21 protein-coding genes and 3 pseudogenes are annotated in these 24,010 nt (G+C 68.5%); 13 read left to right on the top strand and 11 right to left on the bottom strand.

Annotated elements, in window-relative coordinates; translation table 11 throughout:
• From ACFYW8_RS42500 to ACFYW8_RS42490, 3 genes and pseudogenes are all read right to left on the bottom strand, one after another.
• Positions 1 to 122 (bottom strand): Hsp70 family protein (locus tag ACFYW8_RS42500; protein ID WP_389092484.1); only part of this gene is annotated, 122 nt, incomplete at its 3' end.
• A 486-nt stretch (positions 123 to 608) separates the two neighbouring features.
• A pseudogene (locus ACFYW8_RS42495) lies at positions 609 to 1,181 on the bottom strand (caspase domain-containing protein); the annotation flags it as partial.
• Positions 1,182 to 1,251: 70 nt separating this feature from the next.
• The gene (locus ACFYW8_RS42490; protein ID WP_389092475.1) at positions 1,252 to 1,638 is read right to left on the bottom strand and encodes a hypothetical protein; all 387 of its coding nucleotides are present in this window, start codon (positions 1,636 to 1,638) and stop codon (positions 1,252 to 1,254) included.
• 281 nt (positions 1,639 to 1,919) lie between these two features.
• Between ACFYW8_RS42490 and ACFYW8_RS42485 the strand changes: the two genes are divergently transcribed.
• The 5 genes and pseudogenes from ACFYW8_RS42485 to ACFYW8_RS42465 all read left to right on the top strand — a co-directional run bounded on the left by ACFYW8_RS42485 (position 1,920) and on the right by ACFYW8_RS42465 (position 7,111).
• A complete protein-coding gene (locus tag ACFYW8_RS42485) occupies positions 1,920 to 2,666 on the top strand; it encodes an NAD-dependent deacetylase (protein WP_389092470.1) in 747 nt (248 codons plus the stop codon).
• A 209-nt stretch (positions 2,667 to 2,875) separates the two neighbouring features.
• Entirely contained in the window at positions 2,876 to 3,229 is a 354-nt protein-coding gene (locus ACFYW8_RS42480; RefSeq protein ID WP_389092467.1) for a hypothetical protein, read from the top strand.
• Positions 3,219 to 3,671, top strand: a pseudogene (locus ACFYW8_RS42475) (caspase family protein); the annotation flags it as partial. The gene ACFYW8_RS42480 and the pseudogene ACFYW8_RS42475, both read left to right, overlap by 11 nt.
• Before the next feature lie 375 nt (positions 3,672 to 4,046).
• Positions 4,047 to 5,864 carry a DNA primase gene (gene dnaG / locus ACFYW8_RS42470; RefSeq protein WP_389092480.1) on the top strand — a complete coding sequence of 606 codons (1,818 nt, stop codon included), beginning with the start codon at positions 4,047 to 4,049 and terminating at the stop codon, positions 5,862 to 5,864.
• 488 nt (positions 5,865 to 6,352) lie between these two features.
• A complete protein-coding gene (locus ACFYW8_RS42465) occupies positions 6,353 to 7,111 on the top strand; it encodes an SDR family NAD(P)-dependent oxidoreductase (protein ID WP_389092463.1) in 759 nt (252 codons plus the stop codon).
• Positions 7,112 to 7,129: 18 nt separating this feature from the next.
• Here the strand turns inward: ACFYW8_RS42465 and ACFYW8_RS42460 are convergent, their stop codons facing one another.
• Entirely contained in the window at positions 7,130 to 9,670 is a 2,541-nt protein-coding gene (locus ACFYW8_RS42460) for a tetratricopeptide repeat protein (protein WP_389092459.1), read from the bottom strand.
• Positions 9,671 to 9,780: 110 nt separating this feature from the next.
• Here ACFYW8_RS42460 and ACFYW8_RS42455 point away from each other — a divergent pair, with 110 nt between their 5' ends.
• The 4 genes and pseudogenes from ACFYW8_RS42455 to ACFYW8_RS42440 form a co-directional block, all read left to right on the top strand.
• On the top strand, positions 9,781 to 9,924 hold the full coding sequence (locus ACFYW8_RS42455; protein WP_389092455.1) for a hypothetical protein: 144 nt from the start codon (positions 9,781 to 9,783) through the stop codon (positions 9,922 to 9,924).
• Positions 9,925 to 10,547: 623 nt separating this feature from the next.
• Positions 10,548 to 11,243 carry an NAD-dependent deacetylase gene (locus ACFYW8_RS42450; RefSeq protein WP_389092451.1) on the top strand — a complete coding sequence of 232 codons (696 nt, stop codon included), beginning with the start codon at positions 10,548 to 10,550 and terminating at the stop codon, positions 11,241 to 11,243.
• Positions 11,244 to 11,357: 114 nt separating this feature from the next.
• Positions 11,358 to 12,053, top strand: coding sequence for an SMI1/KNR4 family protein (locus ACFYW8_RS42445; RefSeq protein WP_389092448.1), 696 nt, complete (start codon positions 11,358 to 11,360; stop codon positions 12,051 to 12,053).
• 45 nt (positions 12,054 to 12,098) lie between these two features.
• Positions 12,099 to 12,386: pseudogene (locus tag ACFYW8_RS42440) on the top strand (Sir2 family NAD-dependent protein deacetylase); the annotation flags it as partial.
• On the opposite strand, the gene ACFYW8_RS42435 reads toward ACFYW8_RS42440, so the two are convergent.
• The 4 genes from ACFYW8_RS42435 to ACFYW8_RS42420 all read right to left on the bottom strand — a co-directional run bounded on the left by ACFYW8_RS42435 (position 12,378) and on the right by ACFYW8_RS42420 (position 16,295).
• Entirely contained in the window at positions 12,378 to 12,860 is a 483-nt protein-coding gene (locus tag ACFYW8_RS42435) for a methylated-DNA--[protein]-cysteine S-methyltransferase (protein WP_365880906.1), read from the bottom strand. The pseudogene ACFYW8_RS42440 and the gene ACFYW8_RS42435 sit on opposite strands and share 9 nt — an antisense overlap.
• Complete coding sequence (locus ACFYW8_RS42430) at positions 12,857 to 14,488, bottom strand: AlkA N-terminal domain-containing protein (RefSeq protein WP_389092443.1); 1,632 nt, start codon at positions 14,486 to 14,488, stop codon at positions 12,857 to 12,859. The genes ACFYW8_RS42435 and ACFYW8_RS42430 overlap by 4 nt, the downstream gene beginning before the upstream one ends.
• A gap of 488 nt (positions 14,489 to 14,976) precedes the next feature.
• The gene (locus tag ACFYW8_RS42425; RefSeq protein ID WP_389092438.1) at positions 14,977 to 15,906 is read right to left on the bottom strand and encodes a M48 family metalloprotease; all 930 of its coding nucleotides are present in this window, start codon (positions 15,904 to 15,906) and stop codon (positions 14,977 to 14,979) included.
• On the bottom strand, positions 15,903 to 16,295 hold the full coding sequence (locus ACFYW8_RS42420) for a BlaI/MecI/CopY family transcriptional regulator (protein WP_365880902.1): 393 nt from the start codon (positions 16,293 to 16,295) through the stop codon (positions 15,903 to 15,905). Before ACFYW8_RS42420 ends, ACFYW8_RS42425 begins: the two co-directional genes overlap by 4 nt.
• A 117-nt stretch (positions 16,296 to 16,412) precedes the next feature.
• On the opposite strand from ACFYW8_RS42420, the gene ACFYW8_RS42415 reads away from it, so the two are divergent.
• The 4 genes from ACFYW8_RS42415 (at position 16,413) to ACFYW8_RS42400 (ending at position 19,828) form a co-directional block, all read left to right on the top strand.
• On the top strand, positions 16,413 to 17,084 hold the full coding sequence (locus tag ACFYW8_RS42415) for a DedA family protein (protein ID WP_389092431.1): 672 nt from the start codon (positions 16,413 to 16,415) through the stop codon (positions 17,082 to 17,084).
• Positions 17,081 to 17,704 carry a phosphatase PAP2 family protein gene (locus ACFYW8_RS42410; protein WP_389092427.1) on the top strand — a complete coding sequence of 208 codons (624 nt, stop codon included), beginning with the start codon at positions 17,081 to 17,083 and terminating at the stop codon, positions 17,702 to 17,704. Before ACFYW8_RS42415 ends, ACFYW8_RS42410 begins: the two co-directional genes overlap by 4 nt.
• Before the next feature lie 4 nt (positions 17,705 to 17,708).
• Positions 17,709 to 18,377, top strand: a complete 669-nt coding sequence (locus tag ACFYW8_RS42405) for a response regulator transcription factor (RefSeq protein WP_389092422.1) — start codon at positions 17,709 to 17,711, stop codon at positions 18,375 to 18,377.
• A 62-nt stretch (positions 18,378 to 18,439) separates the two neighbouring features.
• Positions 18,440 to 19,828, top strand: coding sequence for a sensor histidine kinase (locus tag ACFYW8_RS42400; RefSeq protein ID WP_389092418.1), 1,389 nt, complete (start codon positions 18,440 to 18,442; stop codon positions 19,826 to 19,828).
• A gap of 333 nt (positions 19,829 to 20,161) precedes the next feature.
• Here the strand turns inward: ACFYW8_RS42400 and ACFYW8_RS42395 are convergent, their stop codons facing one another.
• The 3 genes from ACFYW8_RS42395 to ACFYW8_RS42385 form a co-directional block, all read right to left on the bottom strand.
• Complete coding sequence (locus ACFYW8_RS42395) at positions 20,162 to 21,010, bottom strand: hypothetical protein (RefSeq protein ID WP_389092414.1); 849 nt, start codon at positions 21,008 to 21,010, stop codon at positions 20,162 to 20,164.
• A 70-nt stretch (positions 21,011 to 21,080) separates the two neighbouring features.
• Positions 21,081 to 22,001 carry a lysylphosphatidylglycerol synthase domain-containing protein gene (locus ACFYW8_RS42390; protein ID WP_389092410.1) on the bottom strand — a complete coding sequence of 307 codons (921 nt, stop codon included), beginning with the start codon at positions 21,999 to 22,001 and terminating at the stop codon, positions 21,081 to 21,083.
• Between the two features lie 302 nt (positions 22,002 to 22,303).
• Positions 22,304 to 23,809 (bottom strand): hypothetical protein, encoded by a 1,506-nt coding sequence (locus ACFYW8_RS42385; RefSeq protein ID WP_389092407.1) that lies wholly within the window; start codon positions 23,807 to 23,809, stop codon positions 22,304 to 22,306.
• Positions 23,810 to 24,010 lie beyond the last annotated feature (201 nt).

Genomic DNA, 24,010 nt, shown 5'->3' with positions numbered 1-24,010 from the left:
CTGGCGCCCTCGGCGTTGGTGATGACGGTGGGCTCGCCGCCCTCCAGAACGCTGACGACTGAGTTAGTCGTGCCCAGGTCGATGCCGACCGCACGGGAGCGACCAGAACTAGCAGATCCAATGGCCTTAGGATGCGCACCCCTCGCCACGTCGACTTCAGGCAAATCCACCAATGGGAAGTCACGGTTGGTTGTGGGAGCCGAGGCGCTGGCCATTTGCGTCGGCACAACTACCGCCCGCTGGGCTGAGCTCGCCGCAGCTCCACCGTGATCAGGAGTGATGCGGTTCATGGCTCCGCGAGCCGCCAGCGCAACAAGTGGGATGTCGTGTTCGACGATGTACCGTAGCCGCTCGCGGGCGGCCAACACCTGTGAGGGATCAGCGCTGACGAACCACTCAGCAAGTACCTCTACTGCTCCGATTCGGACCTGCGGAAGTGGGCTCTCAAGGGCGGCCTGCAAGGCCGCGGGTACCTCGGCAGGTCTTGCGGCGACCCCATTGGGATTCCGGGCGAGCCAGATACGCCCCTCAGCTCCATATAACCAACGCTGTGGAGTCTGGCGACCGCCTCGGCTCTGAACATACGAGAAGGCATGGTCGTAGACATCTTCGACAGAGATCAACCCATTGCCGTCGATGTCAGCGTCGCCGCTGACCAGCCCATCGACTAGACCAGCAGTGAACACCGACGGACCCACTCCAGCGGTGCCATCGATCGGTTCGCCTTCGAAGGAGTATTCTCCCGCCCGCGACGCTGTTAGCACAGCTCTCCCACGGCCTGGGCCAACGAGTCGCGCTTCTAGGTTCAGTCCCACATCAGCTTTCGCCCCTTGAGCAAAAGCGCCACTGAAGCAGCAGTCCAGGATGAGTACTTGACGGCGAGCGCGGCAATCGTCGAGCAGGTCGATGAGCCAACCCGGATCGACACCGGTAGCCGCCAACCGATCCTTACGAGTGTCAGACGCAGCGAAGTACAGCCGACCGCGACGGTCCAGAACTCCGTGGCAAGACAGGTACACCAGCAGGAGTTCATCGGTGTCCCGCCCGTGCAGAAAGTCTTCGACTCCCAGTCTCAAGGTGTGTGACGTGGGGTTGAGGAGTTCCGTCACCTTGAAGCCGCCAATATCAGAGCTACTCAAGGCACGCCCGAGTTCCTGGGCATCGTGCACCGGAGACCTCAACTGCGCCAGAGTTTCGTCCTTGTAGACGGACGTCGCGACGATCAGTGCAGCACGAGCACCCGGTGGCAGCTCAGGTGCGGATGCTTTGCCGTTCAAGCCACACCTCGATCAGCTGTTCCTGTCGTTCGGACGAGACCCCGGTTACCTTCAGCACGTCACCGCTGTCGCCCAAAACGAGCTCGACGGACCGGGTCGCATCGCGCGCCGCCCACTTTCGCACAGCCGTCACCACCGCTCGTGCTCCTGCCGTGACGCCCAACCGCACAAGGATCGTTCCTGTCAGCGCGCCGACACCTTTTGAACCTCGTGGCAGATCCATCTCACCGGCAATGTCGGCGGCTTGCACGTCCAGTTCTAACAGCTCTCGTTGTAGCTCTTTCAACAAAGCGAAGAGTTCCTCGGCATCGCCACAGTCGCGGATAGATGCCCGGACCACTCCCAGTTCAGCTCCGCTCAAGTGTTCGCCCCGTCACTGTCATCGCGCCACCTTCGCGAGCGCCACCAACCTTCTTCGCTACCAGGAATATGGCATATAGCCAGTTAGGGCGCTGCCACTTTGCGTCAGACTGATGGCCGTCCATCAGAAAGGTCTGTGAACGCGGCTTGACATGGATCAAGCGCATGCTCCTCTCAGGGCTGGCATCTGACCACAGGAACGGACGGCTTGATCCATGTCATCCTGTCCCGCGCCCAGATATCCGGTCGCTCTGAGCAGGCGAGCGCCGTACCTTCACGTCCATGAACAGGCCACTCGTCGCCATCCTCAGTGGGGCAGGCGTCTCCACCGACTCTGGCATCCCTGATTACCGCGGCCCCAACGGTCTGTGGCAGAGGGATCCCGAGGCCGAGAAGCTCGTGACGTACGAGTACTACATGGGTGATCCCGAGATCAGGCGCCGGGCCTGGCTGATGCAACGTAAGACCCAGGAGCTCAGGGCCGAGCCCAACGCCGCGCACCGGGCCGTCACCGAACTGGAGCGCTCCGGAGTGCCGGTGCGGGTGATCACCCAGAACGTCGACGGACTGCACCAGCTCGCCGGCCTGCCCGCCCGCAAGGTCCTCGAACTCCACGGCACCGCAAGGGCGGTGGTGTGCACCCGGTGCCACGAGAGGACGCCCATGGAGGACGTCCTCGCACGGGTCGACGCTGGCGAGGACGACCCGGCCTGTCTCACGTGCGGCAGCATCCTCAAGCCGGCCACCGTCATGTTCGGCGAACGCCTCGACCCCGTCGTCCTCGGCCAAGCCGCCGCCATCGCCAAGGCCTGCCAGGTCTTCATCGCCGTCGGCAGCACCCTCCAGGTCCAGCCCGCCGCGGGCCTCGCGGGCGTCGCCGCCGACCACGGCGCACGGCTCGTCATCGTCAACGCCGAACCCACACCGTACGACGAACTCGCCGACGAGGTCGTACGCGAGCCCATCGGCACCGCCCTACCCGAGCTATTGCGTCAACTGCGCGCCGGGGACAGCTACTCGGCCAGGTGAGCTCCTGGTTCTGACGAAGCAATGCCGCAGGCGGGACCGGTTCTGGTCCAGTCGATGCACTCTCGGTAGCAGTGGCCTACCGCGCGCACTCCAACTCACCATGCCCAAGCTGGCAGTTGCCTGGTGTTGTGCCTGGCATGATTCTGGGAAAACGCGAGCCCGCCCAGCCTGCACTCCCTGTGCTGGGGCGGAGGTGAGGGAGGGGCCACTTGGACGTACAGGTATCGCTGGAGAGCAGTGCCACGCTCGACGAGTTCCTGTCGCTCGCTCAGTGGTTGCGCACCGAGCGTGCACTTGAGGGTCTTGTACGTACGAAGCGCCGGCCGCCTCGTGAAGGGGAGCTCGGTGGGGCACTCGAACTGATCAGCGTAGCCATTGGCTCGGGCGGCATAGCTACAGCACTCGTTTCCTCCTTGCAGACGTGGCTGAGTAGCCGACGTACAGAACAGAAGATCGCGGTGACCTTAGACGGCCGCTCCATCGAGATTGTCAGAAATAGCACACATGCTGTGAGCGAGGAGGAACTACTTCGGCTCGTGAAGGCTGCTCTCGATGAGCAGTGAGCAGTCGGAAAGGGTAAACAACCGCGCCGTGTTGATTGGCGTCTCTCGCTTTAACGAGAAAGATTACCCTCAAGTACCCGCCGCAGCAAATAGCCTGCGTGACATGCATGCGATTCTCACTGACCCGAAGCTCTGCAATTGGCCTGTGGAGGATGTTAGTGTAATCGAAGATCCAACTCATGATCACAAGGTCGCGCTCCAAATACGTCGCCTGGCTCAAGAAACCACAGGCACATTCTTGGTTTATTTCGTTGGGCACGGAACACTAACGGAGCATGGTGAGCTATGCCTCGTCCTCAGCGACACACTTTCAGAACATGCCGATCTTACAGGGCTACCTTACGGTCAGGTTCGGAATGCATTGTTGCTCTCGCCAGCACGAGTAAAAATTGCCATTCTCGACTGTTGCTACTCCGGGCGCGCCCTTCAGGCTCTTTCAGGTCATTCCGCAGCCCTGGCTGATGCCGCCATCGTGCGAGGAACCTACACCCTGACAGCAGCAGATGGCGCGGCACATGTGGTACCACTAGCCCAACAGCAGGACGAGAAGACATCATTTACGAGAGAGCTGACACGCCAAATCTGTGAAGGCGTTCCCGGAAAATCAAGCACTCTCACCCTAGACGACCTCTGGGTGCCACTACGGAGTCGGATGATCGCTCAAGGCCTTCCCACTCCCAACCGTCGAGTCGATGACACGGCCAGCAATTTTCCTTTCACACGCAATGCGGCCACCTACGCTATTTCAGAGACGCACGCTTCGACCAATAATGTCACCGGTAAGGACAAACTCGCCCCAGCCAACGGGAAGGGTGGGATTAGAATAGGTGATTGGAAGTCTCTAAAAAACGCCGTGCCGATCGACTCTGTCATTTCTCGGTACGTTCCACTACGCCGCGCCGGACGCGAGTTGCGTGGGCCTTGCCCCTTCCACGAAGGAACCGAAACGACCCTCAGCGTAAACCGGGAAAAAGGGGTATATTACTGCTTTGACTGTACAGAGGGGGGAGATTTGGCAAAGTTCATAATGCAGATGGAGCATCTATCTCACAATGAAGCCTTCAACTGGCTGGCGAGTCGCGCAGGTATCACCGTGCTTGCCAACGAACCCGGCTACACGCCAATTAAACGCGTCCGCTTAATTGAAGCTAACCAGCTTGCCGCCACTTGGTACGCCCAACAACTAATTTCAGGCTCCGAGGCAAGCATTGGGCGTGAGTTCCTCGCCGAGCGCAGCTTCGACCAGGCCGCCGCCGTCCACTTCGGCGTCGGCTACAGCCCTCAGGGCTGGGACCATCTCACCCGCTACCTACGCAACCAGGGCTTCACCGATAAGGAACTGCTGCTCTCCGGGCTCTCGCAGGAGGGCCGGCGCGGTCCCATCGACCGCTTCCGGGGCCGCCTGATGTGGCCAATCCGGGACATCGGCGGCAACGTGGTGGGCTTCGGCGCCCGCAAGCTGCAGGAGGCGGACAACGGTCCCAAGTATCTCAACACACCCGAGACCGAGATCTACAAGAAGTCCCAGGTCTTGTACGGCATAGACCTTGCGAAGCAGCACATAGCGAAGTCCCGCCGCACGGTCGTGGTCGAGGACTACACGAATGTCATGGCCTGCCATCTGGCCGGGGTGACAACCGCCATCGCCACCTGCGGTACCACCTTCGGTAGCGAGCACATCAAAATCCTCCGCCGACTGCTGATGGACAACGGCAGCGCCCGCGTGATCTTCACCTTCGACGGCGACACAGTCGGCGAGCACGCGGCCCTGCGCGCCATTGAGGCCGACCAGAAGTTCGCCGCCGAGACCTACATCACGATCACCCCTGACGGCTTGGACCTCTGCAAGCTGCGCCTTGCCAAGGGCGACGAGGCTGTCGCCGATATGGCCGAACCCCGTACCCCGCTCTTCGAATTCATCCTCCGTCAGATCGCCACCCGCTACGACTTGGACACCCCGGCGGGTCGCGCGGCAGCCCTGGACGAGGCCGCGCCGATCGTCGCCCGCATCAAGAACAGTGGCGCACAGCACGAGCTCGCCGTCCAGCTCGCCGTCATGCTCGGCATCTTCGACATCCAGTTCGTCGTCAAGAGGGTCGCCCAGCTCGCTCGTGGGGACCGCTCCACGCAGAAGACCCCATCCGGCTCTGCCCTGACCCTCCGCAACCCGGTGTTCGCCACTGAACGTGAACTCCTCAAACTCGCCCTCCAGCGACCGGAGTTGGTTTCGCCAGCCTTCGACGCCTACGGAGTCGAGGAGTTCACCGTTCCGCAATACGCGGACGTACGCCAAGCCATTCTGGACGCTGGCGGCGTCGCATCCGGCGTACAAGACCCCCAGAATTATCTGATTCGTGTCAGCGAAGCGGCCGCCGGCGATACGGCCCGATCCATGATCGCAGGGCTAGCGGTAGAAGCGATCATGCGCAGAACTGTCGATGAATCCTACGCTCGCGACCAGCTCGTCGCGGTCCGCCAACGCTCTGTAGATCGCCGAATTCGCGAAGTCCAGAATGCCCTGCGGGCTCTGAGTGCTGTCGGTGACGGAGAGCATGTGACTGCGGTCCAGAAGGAATTGTCGACCTTGCATCAGTACCGCATGGCCCTGCGTGAGCGAGGTGCAGAGGCTCTCTAAGAATGGGCGAGAGCGGTAACTCGGGGGGCCGCGGATACAAACACCATGAGCAGCACGTGCTTCAGGGACCTGAGTAAAGTGCACCCACCCCACAGTGAGCCAGAACGCACGGCGTGTTACATCCACCGATGCCTTGCGAGCAGAGGCTTCCCCGATCCTCCGCTCGATTCGTCGGCAGGTACGCCTTCTATCGAAGGACACACGGACGTGCGCCGCCGCCCCGCTTAGATATGGGGAACCTCGGCCGTAGTCTGGAGAGCACGAGAACCCGCACCGGGACGTCGAGAGCGTGACCTGTCCGCATGAAGACGCGAGGACTGGACGTATCGGCCGCGGTGGGGGTCGTGTTGACATCGGGGACCAGCCACCATCGGCTTCAGGCCTTCACTGTCATGGGTTCGTGGCCGTAACGCCGACGACTGCATGCCCCGTACGACGAGGCGCAGACCGTCTGACAGTGCCGAACCAAAGTTACGGGGGGCACGTAGGTGCAACGTCGGAATGTCACGGCCGTGGTGACAGGCGCCGCCCGAGGAATCGGTGCCGCGATCGCCAGACGACTAGCCGCCGAAGGCCGCGCGATCGCGACAGTGGACATCGACAGCATCGAATGCGAGAGCGTGGCCCGGGAGATCAACGAGTGCGGCGGAACCGCTTTGGCCGTCACGGCCGATGTGGGAAACATCGGGGACATACGGAGAGCGACGGCCCAGATCGCTGAAGCGCTAGGGCCTCCCCTCATCCTTGTCAACAACGCCGGCTTCTCTCGGCCGTCGAGGATCGCAGTCATGCGGTTGCAGGACTGGGAGGACGTGATGACTGTTCACCTGCGCGCAGCGTCCTCCCTCACGAGGGAAGTCGCTCCGTACATGCTTGAGGCGGGCTGGGGGCGGATCGTCAACATCTCAAGCATCGCCGCCCTGGGGCGAGTCGGAAGCGTCAACTACTCCACGGCGAAAGCAGGGATTGTGGGTCTCACGAAAGAATCCGCCGTCGCGCTCGGCCCCCATGGGATCACAGTGAACTGCATCGCCCCAGGCTTTGTAATGAGCCGTCTCACGGAGGCGGCAGCGCACCGGTTGGGACGCACGTTCCATGAGCATCAGAAAATAGAGGCACATTCCATTCCTGTCGGACGAGTGGGTCGTCCGGAAGATGTCGCCAATGCCACTGCATTCTTCACTTCCGACGAAGCGCAGTTCATCTCCGGACAGGTCCTCAGCGTCGACGGTGGCCCGAATGGTTAGGACTTCAGGGTCAGTTGCCTACACCTCATCGCGTGGCGCGGTGCCAAGCCGTTGCGGAGTCCGTGGCGGCCGTGGTCGTCGCGATCCCGCAGGGAACCTGCCCTTGTCCGGGTCCATACCCACTCGGCCCTGGGGGGGTGTCTGCCAATAGACCAGGGACCAACGGGCCGCCGCTGTGTCGGGATGCAAAGGTCCGAGCACCCGTGTGGTGTCGGCCACGAGCGCCGCCAACTCGCGCACTGCGACGTCTCGCTCCCCCGCTTCTCCGCGCCACCAGGCCAGCCCGGCTCGGGTGGCCAGAGTATCTGGATGGTCCTCTCCAAGGACACGTACTCTGTCCGCCAACAACGTGGCGAGCGCCTCCACAGCGCCGACCGCGTCGCCAGCCACGCCTCGCCAGCGGGCGAGACCACTGCGAGTAGTGAGCGTGTCCGGATGGTCCGGTCCGAGGATCCGCAGACGATCTGCCAGTACATCCGCGAAGGCATCGGCGGCGCCCGCCGCATCACCGGCGACCCCCGTCCATCGGGCGATGGCACCGCGAGCGCCCAGAGTTTGGGGATTCTCCGGCCCGAGGACACGGGTCAAATCAGTCAACAGTTTCCGTAAGGCGACAATCGATCCTGCGGGATCACCCCCGGTACCCAGCCACCTAGCGTGATTCGCCCGCGCGGTGAACGTATGGGGATGATCGGGCCCCAGAACCCTGAGCAGATCGACGAGCAGCTCTTGCGTTTTCGCGGCTGCCGTTCGTGGCTCGCCCGTAATGCCGAGCCACCACGTCAGGGCGTTCCGAGCAGCGAGTGTTTCCTGATGCTCGGGACCGAGGACACGGACGAGATCGACCAGAAGCGCCTCCGTCGCTGCCGCCGCACCTCGTTGGTCCCCGGCCACCCCTCGCCAGTAGGCCAGACTCCCGCGGGCGGCCAGGACGTCGGGATGATCCGAGCCGAACGCACTTTCGAGCCCAGCCACCACTTTTCTCGTTGCTGACGCGGCGCCCACCGGATCCCCGGCTACGCCGCGCCACCACGCTGCGAGGTGCCGACAGAAGAAGACGTCAGGGTGTTCGTTGCCCAGCTTTGCTCCGGCCCGGGGAGTCAGCTGGATGAAGTACGCACTCGCGAGGTGCGGCAATCCGCACTCTCCCAGACTCGTGCCGGCGCGAAGCAGCAGATCATGGCAGCCGTCAGCCAAAAGGGCTTCCCCGGCGAGACTCGCCAGCGCGTCAGCGTTCGCGCGAAGCATCGCGGCAAGACTGCTGTCTTTGACGACGGGGGGCCAGGCCTGAAGGAGTGCGTCCGCGCAGACACGAGCTAAGGCGTCGCGACGCGTGTCGGGTAGGGATTCGCGGGTGACCCTCTGCACCAGGGCGTGAACGCGGAGGGTGTCAGTCGGAAGGCCGGAGCGGTGGTCCGCCAGATTCAGCCGGTGCAGGCACCGCACCGCACCCATCGCGTCGTGCTCGCTGATCGGCCTGTTGTCACCCTGCGCGCATGTCTCGGTCCTCCGTGCGGCCAGGTAGGTCAGAGCGTGAGGCGCAGTGAGAACGCTCAGCGGAATCCCGTTCGCGTCCAACAGGCTCGCGAGCTCCATAAGCGGTCGCGCAAGCCCCTGGGGCTTGTGCTCATCTGCTCGCTCGATGGACAGCAGCCATGTGGTCGCAACACTGCTTTCCTGGTCGTCAGGCAAACTGCATTCCTCCGGAAAGAGGTCATGTAACGCTTGGTTGTTGTCCTCTAGCCGCTCTCGGTACTGCGAACAGGTGGATCCCATGTCCACGACGTAGGCCCGAGCCTGCGCCAGCGCCAGCGGAAGACAGGCCAAGTCAGTGACCAACACGTCGATCTGTTCAGGTTCGATGGAGTGTCCGTGCATGGACAAAGCTCGCGTGAGATAGGAGTTTGCCTCCGCTCGGCTGAAGGGACCGACGCTGAAACATTCTCGATAGGGACCTGTCAGGGCGGCGTCACGGCGCCGGGTGGTGATGATGACTCTCCCATGACCTCCTGGATGGGATGGAGCCCACAGGCCGCGCAAGTCAGCAGCACTATTCACGTCATCGAGCACCACCAGCCATTTACGGTGGGTGGTCTCGGCCCAGTTTAGAAATCGGGCGGCGGCCTCCTCCAAGTTGCCAGGGTCGGAGCCCGTAACTTCTACACCAGCGTGGCCGTAGCCCGTGACGAGGGAGGACCGACTGTATGCATTGATCCATAACAGCAGATCGATGGTTCCAGCCACCCATGCCGAGCGTGCATAGTGGGCAGCAAGTTGCGTCTTCCCGACACCTCCGGGACCAGTGATCACCTGGGTTGGTGCCGATTTCGTCTCGGCGACCATGACTCGCCGTAACTGCTCAACGGCGTCGCGCGGCTCAAAGCAATCGGCCTCTCGAGGAACAACGCCGATCCGGCGAGGCCAACTCGCCGGCGAGTGCCCGAGATAGAAGTGATTATGCTGCTGGCTGTCTTCGCCGGTCTGAAACGCTGCCGGAGCGTTGAACTGGTTATCGAAAGCCCCAACGGGGCCACCGCTCGCTGCATACGGCTCTGTCATCCCGTCGGACCGAAGTGGTTGGTCTGAGAGCTCCCCCCGCCGGTCTGGAAAGGGGCCGGCGCATTGAACTGATTGTTCGTCACGGTCCCGCTGGCTGCATCACGACCAGCGTGTACGGTCGCATCCCCGGCGGCAATGTCGACCTGTTGCAGCAGAACACCCACCTTCTGCTGCTCGGACTCGGAAAGCAGAGGTTGAAGGACGCCCTCCACGAGTTGCCTGACATCCGACCGCAGGGACTCGTCGAGTTCTAGCAGTGTCTGCACATGCGTCTGCCAAACTGCAACGGGAGGGCGGCTGTCCTCCCCTCCATCGTCGGGCCCGCTCATGACAAGAGAGGCTCGCAACGTGTCAAGATCTTCCGTGACCGCCCCCGCCTGCCCTGGACATACTCGTCGCCACAAGGCCACCAAGCCATCCCGCGCTTGCTGATAACCATCCGTGGCCATCGCTCCTACTAGCGCAGACACAGCGGCCAACGTGAGTGGATCCATCCGCCCCCCTACGAGCAATAGGCCCGGTGCGCACCGTTGATGGAGACAGATCCCATTCTCCGCCCAGAGCCGCGACAAGAACAGCCCTCGCCCTATGTGGACTCCAGGATGCCAACTGCGGTGAAGGCATCAGGGCCAACGGGTGACCCAGGGCGTCGAGACGTCCAAGTCCCGCCCTTGCCGCCGGAGGCGTGGCAAGTACCTTCAGCGGATGACGTCAAGGAGCCGTCTGCTGCGTAGGCATCCTGGGCTCCGTGGTACGGGAATCCCTCTGGGAAACCCCCAAGGCCCTGCTGTTCTGTATGGGGTGGCGTGTTCGCCGGTCGCTGACACTGCGCCCGGTCTTTCTGACTTCGCACGGCGTCCTTGTGTTACATCTGCCGATGCCTTGCGATTCCGGAATCCCTGACTATCGCGGCCCCAACGGCCTGTGGCGGAAGGATCCCGAGGCGGAGAAACTCGTGACCTACGAGTACTACATGGGCGATCCGGAGATCAGGCGCAGGGCCTGGCGGATGCGGCGGGAGAACCAGACACTCCAGGCCGAGCCCAACGTCGCGCACCGGGCGGTGGCCGGGCTGGAGCGCTCCGGCGTTCCGGTGCGCGTGATCACGCAGAACGTCGACGGGCTGCACCAGCTCGCCGGAATGCCTGCCCGCAAGGTCATCGAACTCCACGGCACCGCGCGGACCGTGGTGTGCACCGGGTGCCACGCCAGGACGTCCATGGAGGACGCCCTCGCCCGGGTCGAGGCCGGCGAGGACGACCCGCCCTGTCTGAAGTGCGGCGGAATCCTCAAATCGGCGACCGTCATGTTCGGCCAACGCCTCGACCCCGTCGTCCTCGGCGAAGCCGCCGCCATCGCCAAGGCCTGCCAGATCTTCATCGCCGTCGGCAGCAGCCTCCAGGTCCAGTCGGCGGCGGGCCTCGCGGGCGTCGCCGTCGACCACGGGGCCCGCCTGATCATCGTCAACGCCGAACCGACCCCCTATGACGACCGCGCCGACGAGGTCATCCGCGAACCCATCGGCACCGCCCTGCCCGAACTCCTGCACCGGCTGAGCGCGGAGTGCGAGTGACAGCTCGCATGAGCTCGCTGCGTCGCATCGACGGGTGCCGCGGCGGAGGGCTTCACGCATAGAGACCTTCAATCACCGAGTTACGGTGGTTGGCGGCCTGGGCCGGTCTTGGCTATGAGGCCGTCTACGAGGCCGGGGCGGTACCGCACCGCAGATCGTGCCCAACGGTGCGACCCCTTGATTTCGATGAGAGGCAGAGACGCCATGAGTTGGACGGACACTCTCAGGCAGCTCATGCCCTCCCGTCCAGGAGCAGGGGACGCCGTCGATTGGACTGCGGTGGAGCACAGTTGGGGGACAGGCTTCCCGCGCGACTACCAGGAATTCATCACGCTCTACGGAGCGGGGGCCGTTGACGACTACCTCAGTTTCCACCTCCCGGAGGTCCGAGCGGCGGAGGGCGTCGAACCCACCTACCAGGGGATGGAGAATGAGACGCTCAACGCGCTGCATTTCTGGGAGTACAAGGCCCCCGAGGGAAGCGGGCAGAGCGGTTTGATCGCCTGGGGTGTCGACTCCAGTGCCGACATCCTGTGCTGGCGAGTGACCGGCAGTGATCCGGACGCCTGGCCGGTCGTCGTGTGGAACCAGGACGACGGAGTCTGGCTGGAGTATCCGTGCGGTCTCGCCGAATTCCTGTGCCGGGTCTTCCGCGCGGAGTTCGACGAGTGCCCGCTCGGTTCTGTCAACCTCTGGGGCAACGCGTCGCCCCGATTCCTTCACCACGAAGAGGAGGCACGCCTGCGGAGTCAAGGTATCGACCCGTGGACCGGGGAACCCGCCCCGTTCGCCTACATGTTCAGCGACTGAGACGACTCGCGGAGGATGGGGCGAGGGTTCGGCGAACCTGACATGCCCGACGAGGACGCCCTCCCCCGGGTCGAGGCCGGTGAGGATGATGCGCCCCGCCTGAAGTGCGGCGGGATCCTCAAGTCGGCGACGGTGCTCTTCGGCGAACGCCTCGACGCCGTCGTCCTCGGCGAGGCCGCCGCCCTCGCCAAGGCCTGAGAGATCTTCATCGCCGTCGGCAGCAGCCTCCAGGTCCGGCCGGCGGCGGGCCTCGCGGGCGTCGCCGCCAGCCACGGGGCCCGCCTGATCATCGTCGACGCCGAACGGGCCTCTTACGACGGCCGGTCAGAAGAGTGCCGCTCCGCTCTCGAAGTCCAGGAGTTGCCTCTTGCGGTCCAGGCCGCCGCCGTAACCGGTGAGGCTGCCGCTCGCACCGATCACGCGGTGGCACGGCACGATGATGCCGATCGGGTTCTTGCCGTTGGCGAGGCCGACCGCGCGGGAGGCGCCCATGTTGCCGAGGGCCTCCGCGAGTTCGCCGTACGAGCGCGTCTCGCCGTAGGGGATCTGCCGCAGCTGGTCCCACACAGTGAGCTGGAAGGGTGTTCCGGCCAGGCGCAGTTCGACGGTGAACTCCTTCAACTCACCCTCGAAGTAGGCGTGCAGCTGCTCCGCCACCTCGTCGAAGAGCGAGTCGTCGCGCTCGCCGAAGGTCTCCTGCGGCGGACGGTGACGCTGGCCGACCATATGGAGGCCGCACAGGACACCGTCGTCGGCGACGAGGGTGAGTGGGTCGTAGGGGCTGTCGATGACCGTGTGCCGTTTCACTGAGCGTCCTTGATACGTGGAATCCGTGAGGTCCGTGAGGTTGGTTGGGTCCGTGGCGTGCCTGGTGTGGGGGCGCGAGAGGCGGGCTTCGTGGTGTGCGGGGGGTGTGAGGCGTGTGCGGAGCCGGCCTGTGACGGGAGGAAGTTGATCGGGTGGGTGTCCGTCGCCCACAGGTACTGGACCGCGTAGGCCCGCCAGGGACGCCAGGCCGCGGCGCGGGCCGTCAGGGCGGCGGGTGTGGACGGGAGCCCCAACTCCCGGGCCGCGCGCCGGATCCCGAGGTCGGTGGGGAGGAAGGCGTCCGGGTCTCCGAGTGCGCGCATCGCGATCACGTCGGCGGTCCAGGGGCCGAAGCCGGGCAGCGCGAGCAGCCTCGCCCTGGCCTCGGCCCAGTCGTTCTCCACCCCCAGGTGAAGTGTCCCCTCGGCGAGTTGGCCCACCAGGGTGGTGAAAGTGGCGCGTCGGGTGCGGGGCATCGCGAGCGACTCGGGGTCGAGGGCGGCGAGCGCCTCCGGTGAGGGGAAGAGGTGGGTGAGGCCGCCTTCCGGGTCGTCCACCGGGACGCCGTGCGCGGTGACCAGGCGGGCGGCGTGGGTGCGCGCGGCGGCCGTGGAGACCTGCTGCCCCAGCACGGCCCGTACCGCGAACTCGGCCTCGTCGACCGTGCGCGGCACCCGGCGGCCGGGGGCCTTGTCGACCAGCGGTGCCAGCAGCGGATCCGTACGCAACTGGTCGTCGACCGCCACCGGATCGGAGTCCAGGTCGAGCAGACGGCGGCAACGGCTGATCGCGACGGACAGGTCGCGCAGGTCGCTGAGGGTCAGGCGGCACGCGATGTGGTCCGCCATCGGTGTCAGGCCGGCGATCCCGTGCCCGTACGGCAGCCGCAGGGTCCGCCGGTACGCGCCGTCGCGCCACTCCTCCACCCCGGGTACGGCGGTCGCCGCGAGGTGTCCGAAGAGGTTGTCGGGGTTGAGCGGGGCGCGGAAGGGGAGCCGGAGGTTCAGCACGCCGGGTGTGCCGGGGGCTCCCGCCGCGGCTCCGGCCCGGTTCCTGGGCAGGCGGGCGCGCAGCTCGCTCGGGGACAGCGCGAAGACCTCGCGGACGGTGTCGTTGAAGGTGCGGATGGAGGAGAAGCCGGCGGCGAAGGCGATCTCGGCCATCGGGAGCGGAGTCGTCACGATGAGCAGCCGGGCCGTCTGTGCCCGCTGGGCACGGGCGAGCGCCAGGGGTCCCGCGCCCAGCTCGGCCAGGAGCTGCCGCTCGATCTGGCGCGTGCTGTAACCGAGCCGGGTGGCCAGGCCCGGCACGCCGTCGCGGTCGACGACTCCGTCGCCGATCAGCCGCATCGCGCGGGCCACCAGGTCGGCGCGGTGGTTCCATTCGGGTGAGCCGGGGCTGGTGTCCGGGCGGCATCGCTTGCAGGCCCGGAATCCGGCCTGCTGGCAGGCGGCCGCGCTCGGGTAGAAGGTCATGTTCTGCGGCTTCGGCGGCACGACCGGGCAGCTGGGCCGACAGTAGATCCTCGTCGTGGTCACCGCGGTGAAGAACCATCCGTCGAAGCGCGCGTCCTTCGACTGGACGGCACGCAGGCAGCGCTCGGTGTCCGTGTGCATCCCGTTCTCCATGCCTCAAGCATCGGGCACCCCGGAAGGCGGGGCTGGCGAGAATCCGACATCTGCCTCGCCTGGCCGCGACCGGCCGACGACCGCCCTGCCCGGTCTGCGACCGGCCCTGCCCCCTCGCGCTCCCACTCCCGCTCCCACATCCCGGGGGATCCGGATCCCCCGGCTCGACGCCCGCCGCAGTGGTGCCGCGCAACCGCCGACGAGGCCTCCCAGCCGGGGCACCGACCCGGGCCGACCCACGCCATGCACCGCCCCGAGGCCGACCCACGCCAACCGCACCGGGCCCGCGTCGACCGGACCGACCGGGTCGACAGGCGCTGGAAGGGGTGCCGGGCAACCCGTCGCCGAGGTCAGCCCGACCTAAGCACCGAACGGCGCCGGCCCACTCCACCCGCTCCGGACCACCTCACCCGTACCGGCCCGGTCGACACAGGTACCGGCCCGGTCAACACACGTACCGGCCCGGTCGACACACGTACCGGAAGCCCTCAGCGAGCTTCCTCGCCCTGCGCGACCTCCACCTCGTGGTGGAAGGCGAGGACGCCCGCCCCCGACGCACCTGCCGAGAGGGCGGCGCAGGCGGCGAGGAGGACGGCGATCCAGGCGGCGGCGCGGGGACGGTGCCGGGGGGCGGAGAGAAGGGCCGCGACCCGCTGGGGGACGGGCCCCGTGGTGGCCGCGGGGGCGAAGTCGGGGCGGTCGGAGCGGGCGTCGCCGATGGCCAGCGCGGCGCGGGCGATCGCTCGGGCGATCAGCCTGCGGTCGCCCACCGCGACGGCGGCGGCCTCGTCCGCGGCGCGCTCCGCGGCGAGCGCGACGCTCGCGCGGACCGTCCGCAGGCCCGGGTGGCAGTGGGCCGCGAGTTCGGCCACGACGAGGAAGCGGTGATGGCCCCCGGCGTTGTGGGCCCGCTCGTGGGCGAAGAGGGCCTCGCGCTCGTCGGCTCCGAGGCTGCGCAGCATCGCGGTGGTGACGACGATGCGGTGCGGCCGGCCCGGGAGCGCGTAGGCGTCGGGGTGCGGCGATTCGATGACGCACAGGTCCCCCGCGGCGGGGCGGCGGTCGGCCTGGCTGCGCGCGGAGCGGAAGGCGCGCAGCTGGTGCAGCGCCGAGCGGACGACGGTCCAGGCGCCGAGGGTGAGGGCGCCGGTCGCCGCGGCGGCCGCGGGCAGGACGACGAGGTCCGAGGCCGTGCGCAGCGGGTGGACGAGGTCGCCGAGGCCCGCGAGCAGGGGCAGCTTGAGCAGCCCTGTCAGGACCAGCGCGCCCAGCGAGGCCACGGAGGCGGCGGCCAGCACGACGAGCGCGAGGGTCACCGACCACAGCGCGGCCACCGGGGTGAGCCGGTCCAGGCAACGGCGGGCCAGCGGCCCCAGCGCGAACGGGACCAGCAGGGGGATCAGCAGCAGAAGGATCATCCCTCACCCGGTTCCGGATGTGTGTCGAGACCATGTTCCAACAGATCCCGCAGGAGCCGCTCGTCGTCGGGGCTGAGCTGGGCCACGAACCGGGCCAGTGCGGTCTCCCGGTCGTCGTCACGGTCGAGCTCGGTGTGCATGCGACGTGCGGTCAGGCCGTGCGGGTCCTGGACGGGGAAGTACGCGTAGCCCCGGCCCAGCCGCTCGCGGCCCACGATCCCCTTCTCGTGCAACCGGGAAAGAATCGTCGTCACGGTGGTACGGGCCAGGCCGGAGTCCAGCTCGCGTTGCACCCGTCCGGGCGTGAGCGGCACACCGGCGGCCCAGAGGGCCGCCATCACGCCGGCCTCCAGCTCACCCGCCGGTCGGCGTTCGTTGTCACTGCTCATGGGAACGATCCTCACCCCGCCATCGTCTACAGTTCGGTAGACCGTCTACAGAATTGTAGTCAGTCGGGTACGAGTATCGACCGTGCCCACCCATCCAGTATGAGAGGGCCCGCGACGATGACCGCATCCTTGTTCACGGCGTCACACCTCGCCGTGAACATTCTCAGCGCCCAGTCCCTGCTCGCCGCCTTCGGCGTACTGGGCGTGGGTGTGGTGATGTTCGCGGAGACCGGTCTGCTGATCGGCTTCTTCCTGCCGGGGGACTCGCTGCTGTTCACGGCGGGCCTGCTGTGCACCGGATCGGGGCACGACGGCCTGAAGCTCTCGCTCCCCCCGCTGCTGATCGCGGCGGTCGTGGGCGCGCTGGTCGGCGCGCAGACCGGGTACCTGATCGGGCGGAAGGCGGGCGGCGCCCTCCTGTCCCGCGATTCCGCGCCACGGCTCCAGGCCGGCGCGAAGCGCGCCGAGGAGCTGCTGGAGAAGTACGGCTACGCCAAGGCGATCGTGCTGGCCCGCTTCGTCCCCGTGGTGCGTACGGTGCTGAACCCGATGGCGGGCGCCCTGCGCGTTCCCGTACGAACGTTCACCCTGTGGCAGGTGGTCGGCGGCCTCGTCTGGAGCATCGGCCTCACGCTCGGCGGGTACGCGCTGGGTTCCTCCATCCCGAACGTCGACCGCTATCTGCTCCCGATCATCGCGGTCATCGTCCTGGTGTCCCTGGCCCCGCTCGCCGCCGAGCTGTACCGCTCCCGCCGAGAGGGCGCGGCGAACAAGGAGGTCCAGGGATGATCCTGGCTTTCGACGGGTCCTCGATCGACGGCCCCGCGTACCGGTACGTCGCCGACCTCGCCCAGGACTCCCCCTCGTGGCTCGACAGCCTGGTGTCGGCGTGGTCGACGTACGGACTCGGCCTGTTCGCCGTACTGATGGTGTTCGGCTGGTGGCAGGCGCGGCGCGAGAGTCCGCGGGCCGCCCTCGCCGCGCTCGCCGTGCCCGTCGTGGTGGTCGTGGCGTTCGCGGTGGATCTCGGCGTGAAGCTGCTGGTGCGCGAGGACCGTCCGTGTCAGAGCCTGCGGGTGGCGACGCTGGAGGCGTGTCCGGCGCCCGGTGACTGGTCGTTCCCCAGCAATCACGCGGCGATCGCGGCCGCGGCGGCCGTCGCGCTGTTCTTCGTCTCGCGCCGCCTCGGCAGCATCGCCATCGTGGCCGCGGGTGCCATGGCCGCCTCGCGGGTCTGGGTGGGGGTGCACTATCCGCACGACGTCGCGGTCGGTGTGCTGGTCGGCACGCTGGTCGCCATGGCGATGACGGCGGGCCTGCGCAGGCTGCCCGACGTGTCGGGGCACCCGCTGGCCGCGTCGCGGCTCGGAGCCCTGCTCATCGCGCCCCGGCTCGCGAAGAGCGGGTGATCGGGTGAGTGCGCGCCGGCGGATCCTGGTCGTCGAGGACGACCACGCGTTGCGTGACGTCCTGCGGCGCGGGCTGCGGGACGAGGGCTTCGACACCGTGCCGGCCCAGGACGGCGCCACCGCGCTGCGGCTCGCGGGGGACGACATCGACGCGGCCGTCCTCGACGTCGGTCTGCCCGACGCCGACGGACGGGACGTGTGCCAGGCGATCCGGGCCAACGGCTTCCTGTCCCCCGTGATCTTCCTGACGGCCCACCACCACCTCACCGACCGGCTGGCGGGCTTCTCGGCCGGCGGCGACGACTACCTCCCCAAGCCGTTCCATCTCACGGAGCTGGCGGCCCGGCTGCGTGCGGCCCTCAAACGCGCCGGACCGGGTCCGGCCGGCACGGCCGGTGACCTGGTGCTGGACCCGGTCGCGCACAGCCTGACCGTGCGGGGCCGGCGCGTCGGCCTGACTCCGACGGAGTTCCGCCTGCTGGCGGCGCTGATGGCCGCGTCCGGGGGCATCGTCAGCCGGCGGGAGCTGATCAGGGCCGGCTGGCCGGAGGGAGCCCAGGTCAGTGACAACACGCTCGACCAGTATCTGACCCGGCTGCGCCGCAAGCTCCGGGACGGCGGCAGCGAGCTGACGGTCACGACCGCGCGCGGTATCGGGCACCGCCTGTCATGAGACCGGGTCCTTCGCCCGCCCGGTCGACCGCCGCGGCGGGTATCACGACCGAAGGCGCGCCCATGAGAACGTTCGCGTCCCGTTGGCGGCCCAAGACCCTGCGGGGCCGGCTCTCACTGGTCGCTCTGACCACCGCCACCCTGCTGATGGTGATCCTCACCGTGGCGTTCAACACCGTGGTGCGACAGCACCTCCAGCACCAGGCGGACGACGAGCTGCGTACCCGGGGCACCGCCGTCGCCGCGACGGTCGACACCAGCGGTGCCCGGGTGCGGATACCGGAGACGCCGGGCGAGGAGCTGCTCGACGCGAACGTGTGGATCTACGCGGGCGACCGGCTCCTGGAGAAGCCGCCCTCGGCCACCGCCGCCGGCCCGCTCACCCGCGCGGCCGGCGCACTCGCCGCACGCGGCGGCACGCACTGCGTCACCGCCCGTGCCCACGGCCCGGTCCGGCTGTGCACGCGGCCGGTGCCGGGCACCGGAACCGGCCGCACCGGCACCGGCACCGGTGCGACGGTCGTCACCGCCCTCGACCTGTCCCCGTACCGCGGTTCGGCCGACACCCTGCTGTTCGGGTCGCTCGCCCTCGACGCCGCCATGCTCGCCTGTACGTACGCGCTGACACGCCTCGCGGTGGGGCGCGCCCTGCGTCCCGTGCGCAGCATGACCGACCAGGCCACCCGGTGGAGCGCCGTGGCCTCCGAGGAACGCTTCGGGGGCACCGCCCGCCCTGTCGAACTCGCCCGGCTGGGCGGGTCGCTGGACGCGCTCCTGGACCGCATCCGGGCCCTGTTGCGCCACGAGCGGCAGCTCACCCAGGAGCTGTCGCACGAACTGCGCAATCCGCTCGCCAGGATCATCGCCGAGCTCGAATGGTGGCAGTCCCGGCCGCGCTCCGCCGAGGAGACGCGGATCACGCAGGAGGCCTTGGCGGACGCCGCCCGGTCCATGCGCACGATCTGCGACACGCTGCTCGACGACGCCCGTGACAGCGCGTCCGCCGCGCCGGGCACCAGCGAGGTCGTCCCCGTACTGCGCCGGCTCGCGGACCGTGCCGTCACGACACGGCCGGAGGTGGAGATCGTCGTCACCGGCCCCGGGACGGGTCTGGTGGCCGGGGTCGCGGACGCCCTGCTGGAGCGCATCGTCAGCCCCCTGCTCGACAACGCGCTGCGGCACGCGTCCGCCCGGGTCGAGATCCGGGCCTGCGCGCAGCCCGCCGGCGGCGTCCTCGTGGAGGTCACGGACGACGGGCCCGGCGTACCCACGTCGTTCGCGCCCCGGCTCTTCCAGCCGGGGCGCCGCGCCGATCCCGCGGACGGGCACGGCGGAGCGGGCCTCGGTCTGCCGCTCGCACGCCGCCTGGCCCGCTCCGCCGGCGGCGAGGTGCACCACGAGGAGGCGCGCGCCACGGGCGCGACGTTCGTGGTCGGCCTGCCGCCGGGCTGAGTGGTCGGCCTGCCGCCGGGCTGACGGGTACGAAGCCGGGGCCGCCCCGGGCCCGGCTCGTCCCGGAGCCCGGCGGCCCGCCGGGCTCCGGGACGAGCGGCCGAGGTCCGGCAACGCTTCGGCCCGGCCCCCTCGGAGGCCGGGCCACCTCCCGGGTGAACCGCCCCGGTTCCCGCACGCCGTCGGCCCGGCCCCTCTCGGACGCCGCGCCACCGGCCCGGGTGAACCGGTCGCGAACCAGCGCTTCTCCGACGTGAGAACGGTCGGGGGCGGGCCCGCCCCCGGAGGGAATTCTCCGGATGCGGGCCCGCCTCCTCGGTGGACCGGACGGGGTCAGCTCGCCTGAAGGGCGGGCTCCTCGGCGGTCGCGACGTCGCGGCGGGTGATCGAGAGGTGGACGACCAGGCCGAGGATGACCGCCAGGAACAGCACGCTGGTGACGACGGTGCCGAAGCCGAGGCCGCCGTCGCCGGTCGGCTGCGAGAGGTAGTCGCCGATCGACGCGCCGAGCGGGCGGGTCAGGATGTACGCGATCCAGAAGCTCAGCACCGCGTTCAGGCCGAGCGCGAAGTGCGCGACGGCGACCGCGGCGATCGCGAGACCGAACAGCACGGCGGAGACCCAGTACCCGAGGGCCATGCGCTCGGCGACCAGGTCACCGGCCGCGGTCCCGAGCGCGAAGGTGAACAGCACCGCCAGCCAGTAGTAGGCCTCGCGGGAGAGCGTGTCGACGCTGTGGATGGACAGCGTCCCCTCGCGGCGGTACCAGACGAAGAAGGTCACCGCGAGGGCGACCGCGAACACGGCGGTGCTGGTCTCCAGCGGCACGCCCAGGTTGTCGGTGAGGTTGTCGCTGATCAGCGTTCCCACGACGCTGATCAGGGCCACGGCGAGCCAGTACACACCCGCCTGGTAGGCCTTCGTGCGGAACTGGACCACCAGGACGACGGCCAGCAGCCCGCTCATCAGCAGCGAGACACCGGTCAGGCCCATGCCCAGCTTCTCGTTCAGGAGGTCGGCGGCGGTCTCGCCGACCGTCGTGCACAGCACCTTGATGATCCAGAAGTACGCGGTGACTTCGGGCACCTTGTTCCAGCGCGGGCGCGGCCCGGCGGAATGCGGGGCACCTGTGCGGCCGTACGCCTCAGGAGTCCCGGAGGTCTCTGTTGTCTCGTAGGTCATGAGGCCCGAGCGTGTCAGCGCAAGCCTGAACGCATCCTGACCGTCGTACGCCCCCGAGCGCGCCCCTCCTTCACAGCACCCTGCGGCGGATGAGCACCCCCAGCGCCACCAGCCCCGGGAGCAGCGGAAGCCAGACGGTGAGAAGCCGGTAGCCGAGCACCGTCGACGCCGCCGTGCCGCCGGACGCCCCGGCGAGCGTGAGGGCCAGCGCGAGGGCGGCGTCCAGGGAGCCCAGGCCGCCCGGGGTGGGCAACAGGACGGCGGCGCTGCTCGCGGCGAGGTAGGCGAGGGCCACCCGTTCCGGTGGCAGCGGCAGGTCGATGGCCTGCGCGACGGCGATGACCACGGTGGCGTGCAGCGCGGCGAAGGCGAGCGAGCCGCCCCACAGCGCGGCGGCCCGCGCGGGGAGTTCGTGCACGGCGCGGACGTCCAGCAGCACGGCGCGCAGCGCGCGCCGCAGCGGCCGGGCCATAAGAACCGCCGCGACGGCGGCCACCACGCCGGCCGCCGTCCAGGCGGTCACCGTCCAGGCGTTCGCCGTCAACCGGGGAATACGAAGGACGCCGGGGCAGGCCAGCGCGAGGCCGCCGATCAGACAGCCGCGCACGACGGTTCCGGCGCAGGCCTTGACCGCGAGCGCGGTCGCGGAACGGGCCACGGGCAGTCCGCACCGGGTCAGGAAGCGCAGATTGACGGCGCCCGCGCCGAGTCCCGAGGGCAGGACGTGGTTGGCCGAGGCGGCCGCGAACTGCACCGCCACCAGCCGCCGGGCCGGCAGCGGCTCAGCCACCGCGCCCTGTTGGGCGAGGGCCGAGCACGCCCAGGTCGCCAGGGTGGCGGCGGTCGCCACCAGCAGCCAGCCCCGGTCGGCGTGGGTGAGCCGGCCGGCTCCCGCCTCGATCACCGGCCAGTGCCGGCGGGCGAGAAACGCGGCGCAGACCAGCACGAGGAGCGAAAGCCCGGCGTGCCAGCCCACTCGCCCGTCGCCCACGGACAGTCGTCGGCCGGCGGTCGTCCACCTGCTTTCGGACAGCGCGGGGGTTGACGGCCCGCCCGGTCCGGACGCCGGCTCGGGCGGCGGCAGCCCATGGCCGTCCGTCGCCGGCCCGGCGGCCGGGCCGACGACGGAGCCGACGCCGGACACCGGTGCGCGGCCGGCCGGCCCGCTCCCGGCCGGTCCTCGCGTCGGAGCGCCCACCGCTTCGCTGCCGGGAGGCGTGCCGGGGCCGACGGCTCGACCGCTGCGGGCCGCCTGCCCACGCCGCGCCGGTGAGGGTGGCTCCGGCGGAAGGGTCACGGCGGGGGGCTCCCCGCTCCCGGAGAGACGTAGACGAACAGGTCGCCGACGCGGTGGAGTGCCCAGGTGCGGGCGTACCCGGGCGGCTTGCTCCCCGCAGCGGCGACGACGGCGACCGGCATGTGCCGGGCGGAACTCGTGATGCTCCGCGCGGTGGCGTTGCCGTTGTGCCCGCCGATCGCCCAGGAGGAGCAGCCGGCGTAGAAGGCGATGGGGACTGACTCATGGCCGGTGAGCGCGCAGGGCGGCCGCACACCGAGCCGGTGCAGTTCCGCCGCCGTCACCGTCCAGCCGTGGTGACCGTCGGTGGTGCGCCGCACCGTGGCCTGCAGGACCGCGAACTGCACGGCCAGATGCCCGGCGAGAGCGACGGCCACGAGGGTCACGACGACCGGCCGCCAACGAGGGCCGGGGACGGTGACCAGATGGACGAGGGCGTCGGCGACGGGGATCGCGACGAGAGCGTAGAGGGGCAGCAGGAAGCGCGGGGCCGCGTATCCGATCATCAAGAGGTACGGGATTCCGGCCGTGGTGGCGCAGGCCAGGAGCAGCAGGGTGGGTGCCGTGCGACGGGCCCTGACGGCGATCACCAGGCCGAGGACGGCGATCAGCGGCAGGACGAACCACCAGGCCAGCACGGCGGGGTTCGGCATCCCCCCGGTGCAGGGCCGGCACAGCGCGCGTCCGCCGAGGCTGCGCATCTGGTCGCCGACGGCGATGTTCCAGCCGAGGCCGCCCTGGATGCGCGAACCGTCGGAGAGCCGTTGCCCCAGGCCGCCATAGCTGACGTAGGCCTCGATGATCCATTCGGCGGCCCCGGCGAGCAGGCCCGCGACGAGCGCGAAGAGCGGCCGGGCCCGCCGCCATCGGGGGACGGCCACGGCGAGGACGAGGAGCGGCAGGGTCACCCAGACCGCGTCGGAGGGCCGCATCCACGCCATCAGCGCGGCACTCGTCCCGATCCCCCACAGTGCCGCCCGGTCACGGCCGCCCGACCGGGCTCGCAGGAAGCACCCGACGCAGACGAGTGCGCCGATCGCGACCCAGTAGTTGGGCATGGCCTGCGGGCCGTAGAAGAGGGTCACCCACAGTGTCGCGAACAGGGCGCCCGCAAGGGCGAGGACCCGCACCGGGAAGAGCCCGCGCCAGACGCGCAGGGCCACGAACAGGCCGAGTCCGGACAGCAGGGCGAGGTACACGCGTAACAGGACGGTGGACGACGACCAGGAGGCTATCGGCGCCACGAGCAGCGGGACACCGCGGGCCCTTGGCGCGCTGAAGAAGGCCGCGGGGACATGCGGGGAGACCTGACTGACGTAGACCGTCTCGTCCCAGCCGAGGCCCATCCCGGGGCGCACGAGGATCAGTTGGGCGAGGATGAAGGCGCCCGCGACCAGGGCGAGCAGGCCCAGGTCACCAGGGCGCCGGGACGTGCGGGCCGCCCGGTCCGGCGGTTTGGGCCGCCGGGCGCCGATGAGCGGGACGTTCTGGGTCTTGGCCATCATTCCACCCTTCAACCCTACACGCTGTAGGGTTTCTTCACACTACAAGACGTGGAGTGAGGCGGGAGCAGGGGAATCATGGACAAACTACCGCCCGCCGGAAGAAGGCGCCGAGCGGGACGGGCATTCGAGGACGCACCCGTGGGCGGCACGCGGCCCCCCGTACCCGGGGCGCACCCCCCGCAGCGGCATCCTTTCCAG

The sequence above is a fragment of the Streptomyces sp. NPDC002742 genome (assembly GCF_042888885.1).
Classification (GTDB): Bacteria; Actinomycetota; Actinomycetes; order Streptomycetales; family Streptomycetaceae; genus Streptomyces.
Note: the sequence above shows the minus strand (reverse complement) of the source record. Positions and strands in the feature narration are given on the sequence as shown.

Excerpts from the sequence above, each read along its gene's own strand:
- ACFYW8_RS42485 (WP_389092470.1), top strand. The coding sequence starts at position 1,920 with ATGAACAGGCCACTCGTCGCCATCCTCAGTGGGGCAGGCGTCTCCACC.
- ACFYW8_RS42460 (WP_389092459.1), bottom strand. The coding sequence starts at position 9,670 with ATGACAGAGCCGTATGCAGCGAGCGGTGGCCCCGTTGGGGCTTTCGAT.
- ACFYW8_RS42450 (WP_389092451.1), top strand. The coding sequence starts at position 10,548 with ATGCCTTGCGATTCCGGAATCCCTGACTATCGCGGCCCCAACGGCCTG.
- ACFYW8_RS42445 (WP_389092448.1), top strand. The coding sequence starts at position 11,358 with ATGAGGCCGTCTACGAGGCCGGGGCGGTACCGCACCGCAGATCGTGCC.
- ACFYW8_RS42430 (WP_389092443.1), bottom strand. The coding sequence starts at position 14,488 with ATGGAGAACGGGATGCACACGGACACCGAGCGCTGCCTGCGTGCCGTC.
- ACFYW8_RS42425 (WP_389092438.1), bottom strand. The coding sequence starts at position 15,906 with ATGATCCTTCTGCTGCTGATCCCCCTGCTGGTCCCGTTCGCGCTGGGG.
- ACFYW8_RS42420 (WP_365880902.1), bottom strand. The coding sequence starts at position 16,295 with ATGAGCAGTGACAACGAACGCCGACCGGCGGGTGAGCTGGAGGCCGGC.
- ACFYW8_RS42415 (WP_389092431.1), top strand. The coding sequence starts at position 16,413 with ATGACCGCATCCTTGTTCACGGCGTCACACCTCGCCGTGAACATTCTC.
- ACFYW8_RS42410 (WP_389092427.1), top strand. The coding sequence starts at position 17,081 with ATGATCCTGGCTTTCGACGGGTCCTCGATCGACGGCCCCGCGTACCGG.
- ACFYW8_RS42400 (WP_389092418.1), top strand. The coding sequence starts at position 18,440 with ATGAGAACGTTCGCGTCCCGTTGGCGGCCCAAGACCCTGCGGGGCCGG.
- ACFYW8_RS42395 (WP_389092414.1), bottom strand. The coding sequence starts at position 21,010 with ATGACCTACGAGACAACAGAGACCTCCGGGACTCCTGAGGCGTACGGC.
- ACFYW8_RS42385 (WP_389092407.1), bottom strand. The coding sequence starts at position 23,809 with ATGGCCAAGACCCAGAACGTCCCGCTCATCGGCGCCCGGCGGCCCAAA.